The 14,256-nt window shown below is 73.2% G+C and carries 11 protein-coding genes; 2 read left to right on the top strand and 9 right to left on the bottom strand.

Translation table 11 applies throughout. The annotated features are described in order from the left end of the window. Position 1: 1 nt before the first annotated feature. The 8 genes from NDAS_RS07535 to NDAS_RS27865 all read right to left on the bottom strand — a co-directional run bounded on the left by NDAS_RS07535 (position 2) and on the right by NDAS_RS27865 (position 9,369). Positions 2-898, bottom strand: coding sequence for a diacylglycerol/lipid kinase family protein (locus NDAS_RS07535; protein WP_013152553.1), 897 nt, complete (start codon positions 896-898; stop codon positions 2-4). 313 nt (positions 899-1,211) lie between these two features. Beyond that, the gene (tatA, locus tag NDAS_RS07530; RefSeq protein ID WP_013152552.1) at positions 1,212-1,499 is read right to left on the bottom strand and encodes a Sec-independent protein translocase subunit TatA; all 288 of its coding nucleotides are present in this window, start codon (positions 1,497-1,499) and stop codon (positions 1,212-1,214) included. 118 nt (positions 1,500-1,617) lie between these two features. Beyond that, positions 1,618-2,307 (bottom strand): response regulator, encoded by a 690-nt coding sequence (locus tag NDAS_RS07525; RefSeq protein WP_013152551.1) that lies wholly within the window; start codon positions 2,305-2,307, stop codon positions 1,618-1,620. Beyond that, a complete protein-coding gene (locus tag NDAS_RS07520; RefSeq protein WP_013152550.1) occupies positions 2,304-4,802 on the bottom strand; it encodes a sensor histidine kinase in 2,499 nt (832 codons plus the stop codon). Before NDAS_RS07520 ends, NDAS_RS07525 begins: the two co-directional genes overlap by 4 nt. Beyond that, positions 4,802-5,413: a potassium-transporting ATPase subunit KdpC gene (gene kdpC, locus NDAS_RS07515; protein ID WP_013152549.1), complete on the bottom strand. Its 612-nt coding sequence runs from the start codon at positions 5,411-5,413 to the stop codon at positions 4,802-4,804. The genes NDAS_RS07520 and kdpC overlap by 1 nt, the downstream gene beginning before the upstream one ends. A gap of 28 nt (positions 5,414-5,441) precedes the next feature. Beyond that, entirely contained in the window at positions 5,442-7,613 is a 2,172-nt protein-coding gene (gene kdpB / locus NDAS_RS07510) for a potassium-transporting ATPase subunit KdpB (RefSeq protein ID WP_013152548.1), read from the bottom strand. Beyond that, the gene (gene kdpA / locus NDAS_RS07505) at positions 7,610-9,280 is read right to left on the bottom strand and encodes a potassium-transporting ATPase subunit KdpA (protein WP_013152547.1); all 1,671 of its coding nucleotides are present in this window, start codon (positions 9,278-9,280) and stop codon (positions 7,610-7,612) included. Before kdpA ends, kdpB begins: the two co-directional genes overlap by 4 nt. Continuing rightward, on the bottom strand, positions 9,280-9,369 hold the full coding sequence (locus NDAS_RS27865; RefSeq protein ID WP_081461707.1) for a potassium-transporting ATPase subunit F: 90 nt from the start codon (positions 9,367-9,369) through the stop codon (positions 9,280-9,282). The genes kdpA and NDAS_RS27865 overlap by 1 nt, the downstream gene beginning before the upstream one ends. A 1,031-nt stretch (positions 9,370-10,400) precedes the next feature. Here NDAS_RS27865 and NDAS_RS07500 point away from each other — a divergent pair. Next, on the top strand, positions 10,401-11,711 hold the full coding sequence (locus tag NDAS_RS07500) for an HNH endonuclease signature motif containing protein (RefSeq protein ID WP_013152545.1): 1,311 nt from the start codon (positions 10,401-10,403) through the stop codon (positions 11,709-11,711). Between the two features lie 457 nt (positions 11,712-12,168). Here the strand turns inward: NDAS_RS07500 and NDAS_RS07495 are convergent, their stop codons facing one another. After that, entirely contained in the window at positions 12,169-12,588 is a 420-nt protein-coding gene (locus NDAS_RS07495) for a hypothetical protein (RefSeq protein WP_013152544.1), read from the bottom strand. A 540-nt stretch (positions 12,589-13,128) separates the two neighbouring features. Here NDAS_RS07495 and NDAS_RS07490 point away from each other — a divergent pair. After that, entirely contained in the window at positions 13,129-14,085 is a 957-nt protein-coding gene (locus tag NDAS_RS07490) for a sporulation protein (RefSeq protein ID WP_013152543.1), read from the top strand. Positions 14,086-14,256: the final 171 nt, after the last annotated feature.

Below are 14,256 nucleotides of genomic sequence, written 5' to 3'. Positions count from 1 at the left end.
CCTATGAGGTCAGCTCCAACATCTCGACCGCTTTGGGGGTCACCTCGCAGACCAGTGGCGGTTCCCCGACGCGTTCACCGTCGGCGTAGGCGACGCCCGCCGCGCCGCGGATGGTGACGGTGCGCCCGCGTTCGACCACCACCTCGTCGAGGCCGGTGTGGCTGCCGTTGAAGACGCGGGGGAACACGCTCAGGAAGCGGCCGATCGGGGCCTGGCGGACGAAGACCACGTCGAGGAGGCCGTCGTCGGGGACGGCGTCGGGGCACACGTGCATGCCGCCGCCGTAGGCGCTGGTGTTGCCAACCGCGACGAGCATCCCGGGTTCGGCGATGCGGCGCCCGTCCACCTCGATGTCGTAGTCGATGGGGTGGAAGGAGCGCAGCTCGGCCAGGATTCCGGCCACGTACCCCGCGCGGCCGATCCGGTGGCGGAACCCGTTGACGCGCTCATTGACCCGGGCGTCGAAGCCGCAGGCCAGGACGCTGAGGAAGTAGCGCTGCGTGCCGTCGGCCAGGGTCAGGCGCACGGCGTCCGCGGGGCGGGTGCGCCCCCGCAGGACCGCCTCGGCCACGTCCCTGGCCGACCCTCTCGGGCGGCCGAAGGCGCGGGCGATGTCGTTGCCGGTCCCGGTGGGGACCACGGCCAGGGGGACCCCGGTGCCCACCACCGCCTGCAGGGCCTGGTGGACGAGCCCGTCCCCGCCCACGGCCACGAGCGCGTCGGGGCGGTCGGAGGCGGCCAGGCGGGCCATGCGGCGGCTGTCGGCGGCCGAGCGGCCGGTGTAGACGTGCACTCTGGCTCCCGCCTCGCGCAGCGCCTCCTTGAGGCGTACCGCGACGACGGCCGCGCGGCGCCGCCCGGAGTTGGGGTTGACCAGGAGGGCGATGTGTGGGGGCATGGGAGTCCTAGCGGGAACGGGGGCGCGGGGTGCGCCGGAGCGCGCCGTGCCCGGTGCGCTCGTCTCCCGTCGGCCACGGGGGCGGGAACGGCGCACGGCGGTGTGGCTACGGGCTTCCCGAACCGGACCGCGGGCCCGGCCGGGGTACCTGATGGGTCACACTACCCACACCGGCCCCGCCGCCGCACCAGCCGGCCACCAGGTTTCTGGCGGCCCCGTGCGGCGCCCCGCCGCTCCCGCCGAAGGCCCCGGATTTCGGTCATCCCGGATCACGCCCCCGCGCATCCCCGAAGGAAGGGCCCGCGAGGCGGCCTCAGCTCCCGGCGGTGTGGGGCCGCGCGGTGCCGTACTCCTCGGCGGTCATGATCCTGCCCTCCAGCGTCGGCTGCGCGACCGGCTGCCGGGGCTGGGGCTGCGCGGCGGCCCGCTCCGGCTCGGCGGGCCGCGCGCCGTCGGCGTCGTCGTGCATGCCCTTGGTCTCGGCCTTGAGGATGCGGGCGCTGCGGCCCAGGGAGCGCGCCAGGTCCGGGAGCTTCTTGGCTCCGAACAGCAGTAGCGCGATGACCAGGAGGATCAGGATCTCACGTGCCCCGAAACCCATCGTTCTCACTTCCTTCTTCCGCGGCGTGCCCCGTGGCACGGCCTCCTCGGCTCGGGTGCCCGGTCCCCCCGGGTCCACGGCCGCTCAACACAACGATGAACCACGCGTGCGGCGCTTGTCATCCGGGGGGCTGGAAACGGTACCCCATGCCGGGCTCGGTGATGAGGAACCGCGGCGCCTTGGGGTCGGGTTCGAGCTTCTTGCGCAGCTGGGAGACGTACAGGCGCAGGTAACCGGTGTCGGTGACGTGCTCGGACCCCCACACGTCCGCCAGCAGCCTCTGGCGTGTGACGAGCTTCCCGGCGTGGCGCATGAGGATCTCCAGGATGCGCCACTCGGTGGGGGTCAGCCGCACGCCCTCCGCGCCCGAACCGCCCTCGCGGGTCACGGTCCTGGCCGACAGGTCCACGGTCAGCTCCCCCAGCCTGACGAGCGGTTCGGCGTCGCCGCACGCGCCCCGGCGGGTCAGGGCCCGCACCCGCGCCAGGAACTCGTCGATGGCGAAGGGCTTGGTGACGTAGTCGTCGGCGCCCGCGTCGAGCGCCTGGACCTTGTCCACGGAGTCGGTGCGCCCGGAGACGACGAGGATCGGGGCGCTGGTCCAGCCGCGCAGCCCCTCGATGACCTCCACCCCGTCCAGGTGCGGCATGCCCAGGTCGATCACGTACAGGTCCGGGCGCTGGTCGACGGCGGCGTTGAGGGCGTCGGCGCCGTTGGTGGCGACCACGATGTCGTAGCCGCGGGCGCGCAGGGTCACCCTGAGGGCGCGCAGGATCTGCGGGTCGTCGTCGGCGACGAGGATCCTCACGCGTCCTCCCCAGGGCCGGGGCGCTCGGCCAGGGGCAGGGAGATGACCATGGTCAGCCCGCCGCCGGGGGTGTCCTCGGCGGTGAGCCGCCCGCCCATCCCCTCCACGAACCCCCGGGACAGCGCCAGCCCCAGGCCCAGGCCCGTGGTGTTGTCGGTGTCGCCCAGCCGCTGGAAGGGGACGAAGAGCTGGTCGAGGCGGTCCGGGGAGACGCCCGGGCCGTGGTCGATCACCCGGATCTGGGCGGCGGCGCCGAAGGCGCTGGTGGCCACGCGGGCCCCGCGCCCCGGCGGGGAGAAGCGCACGGCGTTGGCCAGGAGGTTGACGATGGCCCGCTGGAGCAGCCCGGCGTCGGCGCGCACGGCGGGCAGGTCGGGGTCCAGTTCCAGGTCCACGTCGGCGGGGCCCAGGCCCAGCTCGTCCAGCGCGGGCAGGATCACCTCGTCCACGTCGGTGTCGTGGGCGGAGACCGCCAGCACGCCCGCCTGGAGTCTGCTGACGTCCAGCAGGTCGGTGACCAGGGCGGTGAGCGTGGCCAGGCTCTCCTCGGCCGTGGCGAGCAGTTCGTCGCGGTCGCCGGGCGACCAGTCCACCCCGGACAGGCGCAGGCTGCTGACCGCGGTGGTCACGGCGGCCAGCGGACGGCGCAGGTCGTGGCTGACCGCGGAGAGCAGGGCACTCCTGACCTGGTCGTTCTCGGCGAGCGGGCCCACCTCGCTGGCGGTGGCGCGCAGGTCCTGGTGTTCGAGGGCCGCGTCGATCTGGGTGGCGATCACCTCCAGGAGCCGCCGTTCGGAGGCGCCGAGCTCGGCGCCGTGGAGTTCGAGGCTGGCGCGCTCGCCCACGGCCACGACCGTGGGTTCGGCACCGGGCGGGGCCTCGCCCGCGGAGCTGAGGACCGCACCGTCCGAGCGCAGCCGCACCGCGTCCAGGGCGAAGGCCTCGCGGGTGCGGCCGACCAGGGCCCTGAGGGCGTCCTGGCCGCGCAGGACGCTGCCCGCGACGGTGGCGAGCAGCTCGAACTCGGCCCCGGCCCGCTGGGCGGCGCGGGTGCGGCGCGCGGCCTGGTCGACGACGTAGCTGACCAGGACCGCGTTGAGGGCGTACAGGACCAGGGCGCCCAGGTGGACGGGGTGGTCGATCCTGATCTGCAGCACCGGTTCGATGAACAGCAGGTCCAGCGTCACGGCCGACATCACGGCGGTGTAGAGCGCGGGCCAGATGCCGCCGACCAGCGCCACGACCACCACCAGCAGCTGGTAGGTCAGCACGTCCGCGACCAGCGCCTCCGGGCTGCGCTCGGCCGCCAGCATCCAGGTCAGGAGCGGTCCCGCCACGAGCGAGAGCGCGAACCCCGCCAGGCGGCGCCGCAGGCTGAGCGCCCCGCCCAGGCGCGGCAGGGCCGGACCCCTGGCGGCCGCGGCGTGGTTGACCATGTGCACGTCGATGGGGCCCGACTCGCGGATGACGGTCGCGCCGACCCCGGGTCCGGTGAGCGCGGTGAGGAGGCGGCCGCGGCGGCTGATGCCGATGACCAGCTGCGTGGCGTTGACCGCGCGGGCGAACTCCACCAGCGAGCGGGGGATGTCGTCGCCGACCACCTGGTGGAAGGTGCCCCCCAGCCGCTCGGTCAGGACGCGCTGGGCGGCGAGAGCCTCGGGACGGGCGTCGCGCAGGCCCTCCTGGCCGCTGACGTGCAGGGCCAGGAGTTCGCCGCTGCCCGAGCGGGCGGCGATGCGCGCGCCCCGGCGCAGCAGCGTCTCCCCCTCGGGGCCGCCGGTGAGGGCGACCACGACGCGCTCGCGCGCCTCCCAGGTGCTGTCGATGCGGTGTTCGGCCCGGTAGTCCATCAGCGCGCTGTCGACCTCGTCGGCCAGCCAGAGCAGGGCCAGTTCGCGCAGCGCGGTGAGGTTGCCCAGGCGGAAGTAGTTCGACAGGGCGGCGTCGATGCGCTCGGCAGGGTAGACCCGGCCCGCCGCGAGCCGGTCGCGCAGGGCCTGGGGCGCGAGGTCGACCAGCTCGATCTGGTCGGCCGCGCGCAGCACCCGGTCCGGGACGGTCTCGCGCTGGGGCGCCCCGGTGATGCGCTGGACCACGTCGTTGAGGGACTCGATGTGCTGGATGTTGACGGTGGTGATGACGTCCACGCCCGCGGCGCACAGCCGCGCCACGTCCTCCCAGCGCTTGCCGTGGCGCGCGCCGGGGGCGTTGGTGTGGGCGAACTCGTCGACCAGGGCGACCTGCGGCCGCCTGGCCAGGACGGCGTCCAGGTCCATCTCCGTCAGGCCCACGCCCCGGTGGGAGACCGCCGTGCGGGGGACGGTCTCCATCCCGTCGAGCAGGGCGGCGACGGCCTCGCGGCCGTGGGTCTCCACGATGGCGACCACCACGTCGCGGCCCTCGTCGCGCAGGCGCCTGCCCTCCTCCAGCATGGTGTGGGTCTTGCCCACTCCCGGGGCCGCCCCGAGGAAGACCCGCAGCCGTCCCCGCCTCATCAGCTTCCCCACCGGTCGAGCGCGATGTTCAACTCCAGGACGTTGACCCTCTCCTCGCCGAGGAATCCCAGGTCCCGGCCCTCGATACTACGCCCGACCAGGGCCCGCAGCTCCCCCTCGGGCAGGCCGCGCGCCTCGGCCACCCGCGGCACCTGGAGCAGGGCGTACTCGGGGCTGATGTGGGGGTCCAGACCCGAGGCGGACGCGGTCAGGGCGTCCATTGGGACGCGGTCGGGATCCACTCCCTCGAAGGCGGTGACCGCCTCCCGGCGCTCCTCGACCGCCGCGACGAGCCCGGGGTTCTCCGGGCCCAGGTTGCTGCCGCCGGAGGCCCCGGCGTCGTGGCCGTCCCCGGCGGCCGAGGGCCGGGACTGGAACCACTCGGGCAGGGGACGGCCGTCGGAGCCGGTGAAGGACTGGCCGATCAGCGCGGACCCCACGACCGTCCCGTCCGGCGCGCGCAGCAGCGAGCCGTCGGCGCGGGCGGGCATGAGGGTCTGGGCCAGGAGCGTGGCGGCCAGCGGGTAGGCCAGGCCGAGCACGAGGGTCAGGACCAGCACCGCACGGAGGGCGGCGCCGAACTGGCGCAGGATGGCGCGTGTGGAGCTCATGGTGGGTGTTGCCTCCCGTGGGAGCGCGTCAGAATCCGGGGAGGAGGCTGACGACGCGGTCGATCAGTGCGATGCCGGCGAAGGGGGCGACCACGCCGCCCAGGCCGTAGAGGAGCAGGTTGCGGCTCAGGACGCGGGACGCGCTCAGCGGCCGGTGGCGCACGCCGCGCAGGGCGAGCGGGATCAGGACGACGATGACGAGCGCGTTGAACACGACCGCGGACATGACGGCCGAGGCCGGAGAACCCAGCCCCATCACGTTGAGCGCGGCCAGGCCGGGGAAGGCGCCCGCGAACAGCGCGGGGATGACGGCGAAGTACTTGGCGACGTCGTTGGCGATGGAGAAGGTGGTCAGGGCGCCGCGGGTCATGAGCAGCTGCTTGCCGATCCGCACGACGTCGATGAGCTTGGTCGGGTCCGAGTCCAGGTCGACCATGTTCCCGGCCTCCTTGGCGGCGGAGGTGCCGGTGTTCATCGCTACGCCCACGTCCGCCTGGGCCAGGGCCGGGGCGTCGTTGGTGCCGTCGCCGGTCATCGCGACGAGGGCGCCGCCCTCCTGCTCGCGGCGGATGAGGGCGAGCTTGTCCTCGGGGGTGGCCTCGGCGAGGAAGTCGTCCACCCCGGCCTCGGCGGCGATCACCCGGGCCGTCAGCGGGTTGTCGCCGGTGACCATGACGGTGCGGATGCCCATCGCCCCGAGTTCGGCGAACCGTTCGGCGATGCCCTCCTTGACCGCGTCCTTGAGGTGGACCACCCCGAGGACGCGGGCCCCTCCCCCGGGTTCGCGCACGGCGACGGCCAGCGGGGTGCCCCCGCCCTGCGAGACGTCGACGACCAGCGCCTCCAGGTCGGTGCGCACCACGGCGCCGACCGGGCCCTCCTCACCGACCCACGCGGTGACCGCCGAGGCGGCCCCCTTGCGGATGCGGGTGCCGTCGGGCAGGTCCAGGCCGCTCATCCGCGTCCGGGCGGTGAAGGGCACGACCTCGCCCCGGGCCGCCGGGCCGACGTCGGCCCCCCGCGCGGCGGCCAGCTCCACGACGGAGGTGCCCTCGGGCGTGGGGTCGGCCAGGGAGGACAGGGCGGCGGCGCGGACCAGGTCCGCCTCGGGCACGCCCTCCAGTGGCAGGAACGCGCTCGCCCTGCGGTTGCCGTGGGTGATGGTGCCGGTCTTGTCGAGCAACAGGGTGCTCACGTCCCCGGCGGCCTCCACGGCCCGGCCGGACACGGCCAGGACGTTGCGGCGCACGAGCCGGTCCATTCCGGCGATGCCCACGGCCGAGAGCAGGGCGCCGATGGTGGTGGGGACGAGGCACACCAGGAGGGCGACCAGGACGGGCACGCTCACCGGCGCGCCCACGTGGGCGGCGATCGGGCTCAGGGTGAGCGCGACGACCACGAAGACGACCGACAGGCTCGCCAGCAGGATGTTGAGCGCGATCTCGTTGGGGGTGCGCTGGCGCGAGGCGCCCTCGACCAGGGAGATCATCCGGTCCACGAAGGTCTCCCCCGGCCGGGAGGTGACGCGCACCACGATCCGGTCCGAGAGCACCCGGGTGCCGCCGGTCACGGCGCTGCGGTCGCCGCCGGACTCGCGGACCACGGGGGCCGACTCGCCGGTGATCGCCGACTCGTCCACCGAGGCGATGCCCCAGACGACGTCGCCGTCACCGGGGACGAGTCCACCGGCCGAGACCACCACGACGTCGCCGGGGGCCAGCTCGGAGGAGGCGACCGGGTCCGTCACCGCGTGCTCGGCGGAGGGGTCGGCCGCGGGGTCGTAGGCGCGGACCCGGTTGGCCGTGGTGCTGGTGCGCGTGCGGCGCAGGCTGTCGGCCTGGGCCTTGCCGCGCCCCTCGGCCACCGACTCGGCCACGTTCGCGAACAGGACCGTCAGCCACAGCCAGACGGCGATGGCAGCGGTGAACCCGACCGGGACCGGGGAGCCGCCGGAGGGCTCGGGACCGCCGAGGAAGGGCTCGGCGACCGCCAGGACGGTGGTGAGCGCCGCGCCCGCCTCGACGACGAACATGACGGGGTTGTGCCGCATCGACCTGGGGTCGAGCTTGCGCAGCGCGCCGGGCAGGGCCGCGGCGAGCTGGCGGGGGCCGAAGGCCCGCCGGGCGTTCCTCGGGGCGGGACCGTCGCCGGTCGGCCGGTCGGTGTCGGGGGCGTGCGTTGTCAGGGACACGGTGCTCACAGTCCTTCCGCCAGGGGGCCCAGCGCGAGAACGGGGAAGTAGGTCAGGGCGGTCACCAGGACGGTGACGCCCACGAGCAGGCCGACGAACTGCGGCCGGTGGGTGGGCAGGGTCCCCGGTGTGGCGGACACCCTGTCCTGGGCGGCGAGGGAGCCCGCCAGGGCCAGGACGAACACGACGGGTACGAACCGGCCCAACAGCATGGCCACGCCCAGGGCGGTGTTGAACCAGGGGGTGTCGGCGGTCAGCCCCGCGAAGGCGGAGCCGTTGTTGTTGGAGGCCGACGTGAACGCGTACAGCACCTCCGAGAGCCCGTGCGGTCCGGTGTTGAGGAGGGAGGTGGCCACGACGTCGGCGCGCACGGCGGGGACGGCGAAGCTCAGCGCCGTACCGGCCAGCACCAGGGTCGGGGTGACCAGGATGTACAGGCTGGCGAGCTTGATCTCCCGCGGCCCGAGCTTCTTGCCCAGGTACTCGGGGGTGCGCCCGACCAGCAGGCCGCCGACGAACACCGCCAGGACGGCCAGCACGAGCATCCCGTACAGGCCCGAGCCCACACCGCCCGGCGCGACCTCGCCGAGCATCATGTTGACCATGGGCATCATGCCGCCCAGCGCGGTGTAGGAGTCGAACATCGAGTTCACCGCTCCGGTCGAGGTCAGCGTGCTCGCCGACCCGAACAGGGTGGAGGCGTACACGCCGAACCGCTGCTCCTTGCCCTCCCAGGCGCCCCCGGCCGCCTCGGGCGCCGTGCCCGCGCCGTGGGCCTCCAGGAGGGTGAGCGCGGTCAGGGAGGCGGTGAACAGGACGGCCATGGCGGCGAGGATCGCGTAGCCCTGCCGGTGGCTGTCCACCATCCGCCCGAAGGCGCGCGGAAGGGTGAACGGGATGATCACCATGAGCAGGACCTGGAACAGGCTGGTCCAGGGCGCCGGGTTCTCGAAGGGGTGCGCCGAGTTGGCGTTGAAGAACCCGCCGCCGTTGGTGCCCAGGATCTTGATGGCCTCCTGGGAGGCCACCGGGCCGCCGGGGACGGTCTGGGTGGCGCCGGTGAGGGTGGTGGCCTCGGTGAAGCCGTTGAGGTTCTGCACCACGCCGCCCGCGACGAGCACCAGTGCGGCCAGCAGGGAGACGGGGAGCAGGAGACGCAGCGTGCCGCGGGTCAGGTCCACCCAGAAGTTGCCGATCGTGCCCGAGCGGCGGCGGGCGAAGCCCCGGACGAGGGCGACGGCGACGGCGATCCCCGTGCTCGCCGACACGAAGTTCTGGACGGCGAGCCCGGCGAACTGGACGGTGTAGCCCAGGGTCAGCTCCGGCGAGTAGGACTGCCAGTTGGTGTTGGTCACGAACGAGGCGGCCGTGTTGAAGGCCAGCCCCTCGGGGACCGGCGGCAGGCCCAGCGCGTGGGGCAGGACGTGCTGGAGGCGCTGGAGCAGGTAGAGCAGGACCAGGCCCACCGCCGAGAAGGCGAGCACGGCGCGCAGGTAGGCGGGCCAGGACTGCTCGGAGCGGGGATCCACGCCGACCAGGCGGTAGAACCCGCGCTCGATCCGCAGGTCCTTGGGCGAGGTGAAGACCCGGGCCGTGTAGTCGCCCACCGGGCGGTACAGCAGGGCCAGGATCAGGGCGAGGGCGGCGACGGGCAGGGCCGCGAGGAGCACCGTCATCAGAACCGCTCCGGTCTGACGAGGGCGCACACGAGGTAGGCGATCGCGGCCACCGCGAGCGCGGCGGCCAGGAGGTCGAGGACGATCACAGCTTCTCGACCCCCCGGCCGATTACGCCCACGAGCGCGAACACGGCGAGGGCGCCGAGGAGGTAGACGGCGTCGAGCACGGTGGAACTCCAGGGAAGGCGCGGACGGGTGCGTCCTCCAGGGCGGAGGACGCGGGTCCCGAAGGACCCGAACCCATGCAAGTCCCCGCGAAAGCGGACGGAGCGCGTCCTAACGGTTTCCATGCGGGCGAGGCGCGAACGCTAACGGAGTCCCTACGCCTCGGCGTCCCGGGGTGGTGAGCGCCGGGGTGGTGAGGCCGGGAGGGGCGGGGTGGGGCGCGGCGGGAGGGACCGGAGTGGATCGGATCGGGAGGAGGTCGGGGTGGGGTGGGCCGGGGTGGGTTGGGTCGGGGTGGGGTGGGCCGGGGTGGGTTGGGTCGGGGTGGGTCGGTGGTGCCCGGGTTTTCTAGAGGCGGCTGGTTTTTCCACATGTGGGGATTGGGGGTGGTCGTGGGTGGCGTGGTGATGGTTTCCTGGAAATAGGGGGGATCCCACCCACGGAGGTTTTGGTGTGCCCTTAAGCGCCCTGTGCTCACGGGGGTAATGAATTGGAGGGTAGGGAGGGGCCGTCTTCAGGGCCCCTCCCTACGCCATTCCTGTCGGGGGTTTCTGGCGGCAACGAAAGCGCGCCAGCTGCCGCGAAGTGGAATGGCCTGCGGAAAACGGTGCGCGTTGGGCGGGGGTGCGGCTGGCCGACGAACAGCGGCACCAAAGGCGGGAGCGACCACCGGAGGGCGACCAACGCCCAGGGTGTAGAGATGGTCGGGCTCTGCTGCGTCGGCACCAACGGCAAGCAGGCCCTCCAGCCTCGGGCAACGACCCCGGCCCCCGTGGTCAGCGCGGGCGACGATCGCGCCAAGGCTAAGGTGACATTCTGGGCCACATTTTCGGACGCCTTTTGAGTCCGGTCTAATTGTGGCAGAAGAAGCAAAATCAGTCTCCGGAAAGAAAGTCAGCCATTGATGCTGTGAATAGTGGAGAAATGGCGGGCACTGGCCTATAATAAGAAGCATGGAGATGACGACCGCAGCGCCCGAGGCGGACCCCGGGGAATGTTCCCCGGCCGTGGCCGCGCTGGCCGGTGCGCGCGAGATCATCCACCAGGCGTTGAACGCCGAGGTGCCACCCGGGGCCGACGAGGCCGCCGCTGAGGAGATCGCGGCGCTGTGGGCTCAGCTGGACCAGATCCGGTATCAGGCGTTGGCACAGATGGCGCGTTTGTACGCACGTGGTGAGGTCGCCCGCTACAGCGGCTACTCCACGCTGGACAAGTGGATCACCCACCACTGCAAGGTCCCCACCGCTCAGGCCAAGGACCTGGCTCGTTTGGCCCAGCACGTGCAGGAGGAGACACTGCCCGCCACTGCCCAAGCAGTAGCTGAGGGCAGGGTGGTGTTGGGTGAGGCGGTCGCGATCGCCAAGGCCACTGACAAGGCCGTCCAGACCCGCGATGAGGACCGCTTTCCCGATGAGGTGGAGTATCGGCACGGGTTTGAGTCCGCCCTGGTGGCCGCGAAGGCGGAGCGGCCCGCGTTGTCGGTCAACCAGCTCCAGTCGGTGGCCCGCCAGGTCGCCTACCGTTTGGACCCCCACCGCCTGGACCGCGACCACGAGGCCGCCCATGCCGTCCGCGGGCTGACGGTGCATGACACGTTCCAGGGCAGCTACCAACTCCAGGCCTGGGGTGGGTCTGGGGATGCGTTGATCGTGCGCGCGGCCATCGACACCTTCGACGTTTCGCACTCGGATGAGGACACCCGGTCCCGGTCCCAGCGCGAGCATGACGCGCTCATCGCGGCGCTGCGTTTTGCCACCACCCACACCGGATGCGCCAACGCTCCGGCTCCATTGGCGCAGATCCGCATCGTCGTGCCCGTGCAGACCTACCTGGACGCCCAAGGCCAAGAGGTTCCCGCGTTGGACGAGCACGGTCGGGTGATCCCAGCCGGTGTGGTCCACGAACTGGCCGCCGATTCTGAGGTGGTGCGGATGCTCACCGCACCCCCCACCGGACAGGTGCTGGACGTGGGCCACAGCCGCCGCCTGGCCTCAACCCGCCAACGCACCGCCGCCTTCCACGGACACGCCACCTGCGCCCACCCGGGCGGATGCGAAGTGCCAGTCGCCCTCTGCCAAGCCGACCACGTGCAGTCGTTCTCCCGAGGCGGACGCACCGTGGTCGCCAATCTCCAACCGTTGTGCGGGCCGCACAACCGGGCCAAGTACCAACGCGAACTGCGCACACACCACCAAGGACGGCGGCGGGGACGGGGAGGAGACCACCCACCCGGCGGGGAGCCGGATCCACCACCCCGGGAATGACCTCCGGGCACGCCGAACCCCGGCATGCCCGCGCCCGACAGGAGGCCCGGGCCTCGCGCCCACCGTGGTCGCTGCCACCGTCGCCCGCCCCCACCCCGGGGGCCGGTACCGCTGCCCGAGGCCCGACAGCCCCGCTGCCTTTGGCGCCAACGCAGCAAAGCCCCACCACCCCCGAACACCAACCGTTGATCACCCTCCCGCACCACTACGCGGCAGCAGGCGCCGCCACTACCGCCACCACCCGCAACCAGGTCGTTGATCGGCGCCCCAGACACCCGCCGCCCTCGCTGCCAACGCAGCAAAGCCCCACCACCCCCGAACACCAACCGTTGATCACCCTCCCGCACCACTACGCGGCAGCTGGCGCCACCGCCGGAGCGAGCAACCACACGCGCACAGTAAGCGTTGACCGCCTGCCTCATGCCCGCGATCGCTCCGGGGCGCTCCCCACAATGACCTAGTAGCCGTTCTCCTCGCACCAGTCCGCGATCAGCGATACCGCCTCCTGCGGCTGGTCGGAGTTGTCGTTGTAGATCTGGAGCACCTCCTCGTCGATCGCGGGCGCCGCCGCCACCGCCATCAGGGCGAGCCGCTCCCCGCTCTCCGCGATCTGGACGGCGCCGTCCTCCCGGGCCTGGGCCGCTTCGACGGCTCTGCCGCAGACGTCGGCCGTGGCGTCCGCCTCGGAACCGGCCGCGGCGGACGCGAAGGGCGAGGGGGAAGGGAAAGAGGAAGGAGACGGGGACGGCGTCACCGCCTCCACAGCCGAGGGCGACGGGGAAGAGGAAGGAGCGGCGCCGTCGTCAGCACCTCCGTCGGCACCCGCGCACGCCGTCACCGCCGCGAGCAGGAGGACCGCGATAAGGAATCGCACCATCACGCACCTTCGGGGTCGGGAGGACCGTCCGGGCACGGCTCGCCGAATGCCGTGACCGTGCGCGTCGGGTCGGGTCGGGTCGGGTCGGCCACAGGATGGGGACAAGGTTAGGCCCGCCCCACCGTCAGCGCACCCCCTGGCCGCTTCCGGCCAAGGGCTACGGCAGCGAAGCGGGGGCGGGGTGGGGTGCGGCGGGGCAACGCTGCGGCAGGGCAGCCGTGTTGCGGCCCGCCCCAAACGACATCGGCCGGGCCACAGCCGCTCAGTCCTGCCACGGATCTGCCACAGCCCGGCCACGGCGTGGCCCACCGTGGACCTGCGGGACCCGCCGGTCTCACAGGCGCCATCGCCGGGCACCGTTCGCACACTCCCGGCCACACTGCGCACGGGCGCGTTTGCGGACGCCCCCAAAGCCCTCCCCCGGAATCCGGGCCCGGTCCTCGCGGAACCGGCGCGCACCGCGTCCGCGTTGGGCGGGCGACACCAGCGCACCGGCCATCCGCGCGCCGGGGCGCACACGACGCCTCCCGGAAGGAAACCATGGTCTTCAAACGCCTGCTCGCCGCCTTCGGTGACGACGGACCCACCGTCGACACCGTCCTGCCGCACCCCCACACCCGCCCCGGGGACCTGTTGGAGGGCAGCGTCGAGCTCACGGGCGGCGGGAGCCGCACCGAGATCGCCGAGATCGTCCTCGTGCTGGTCGCCCGGACCGAGGACGAGGAGGGGGAGGCCACCGGCGGCGCGGAGTGCACCCGCGTCCCCGTGGCGGCGGGCGTGAGCCTGGACGCCGGGGAGCACCTGTCGATCCCCTTCAGCCACCCCGTCCCCTGGCAGGCGCCCCTCACCGAGGCCGGGGGCTCGCCGCTGCCCGGCGTCCTGGCGGGGCTGCGCACCGAGGTGATCGTCGACGGGGACGCGGACAAGGGCGACCTCGACCGCGTCCACGTCCACCCGCTGCCGATCCAGGACCGCGTGCTGGAGGCGATGCTGCGGCTGGGGGCCGTGTTCGCCGGAGTGCGGGTGGAGGGCTGGCCGGCGCCCGGGCCCCACGAGGAGTCCGCGTTCCTCCAGACCCTGGTGTTCCACCCCGCCGAGCACCACGCGCACGAGGTGGGTGAGGTGGAGGTCCTCTTCGCCGCCGACCCGGCGGGCGTCGGGGTGGGCTTCGTCTTCGACCGCCACGCCGAGGGGTTCTCGGAGGGAGGCGCCCCCAGCTGGTTCCGGGCCGAGCACTCCGAGGCCGACCACACCGACTGGGCGCGGGCGGTGGACGAGTGGATCGGGCAGGCGCTGTACCGGCGCCGCGGGTTCTCCGGGCACGAGGGGGAGTACGGGGAGCAGGGGGGCGGCGGCGTGCTCGGCGCCGTCGGCGGGGTCGCTCTCGGTGTCGCGGGCGGCCTCGCGGCGGGTTACGTGGCGGCCGAGGTCGTGGACGAGATCGGCGACGCGTTCGAGGGCGAGGAGGAGCCCGAGGAGGTGGAAGAGGAGGAGTAGCAACCGGAGGGGGACCGGAGGAGGGGCGGACCTGCGGAGCGCAGGCCGCCGGGCGGAGAACCGCTCCGAGGCCGGGTCAGGCTCCGGCTCCGGGTCTTGCTCCGGCCGGGCACCCGTCCCACTCCGCGTGCTCCGGGCGCCGCCAGCACGGCGGCGCCCGGAGCGCTGGCG

It is taken from the genome of Nocardiopsis dassonvillei subsp. dassonvillei DSM 43111 (assembly GCF_000092985.1).
Taxonomy (GTDB): domain Bacteria; phylum Actinomycetota; class Actinomycetes; order Streptosporangiales; family Streptosporangiaceae; genus Nocardiopsis; species Nocardiopsis dassonvillei.
The sequence above is the reverse complement of the archived record's forward strand: the minus strand, read 5'-3'. Positions and strand labels throughout refer to the sequence as shown.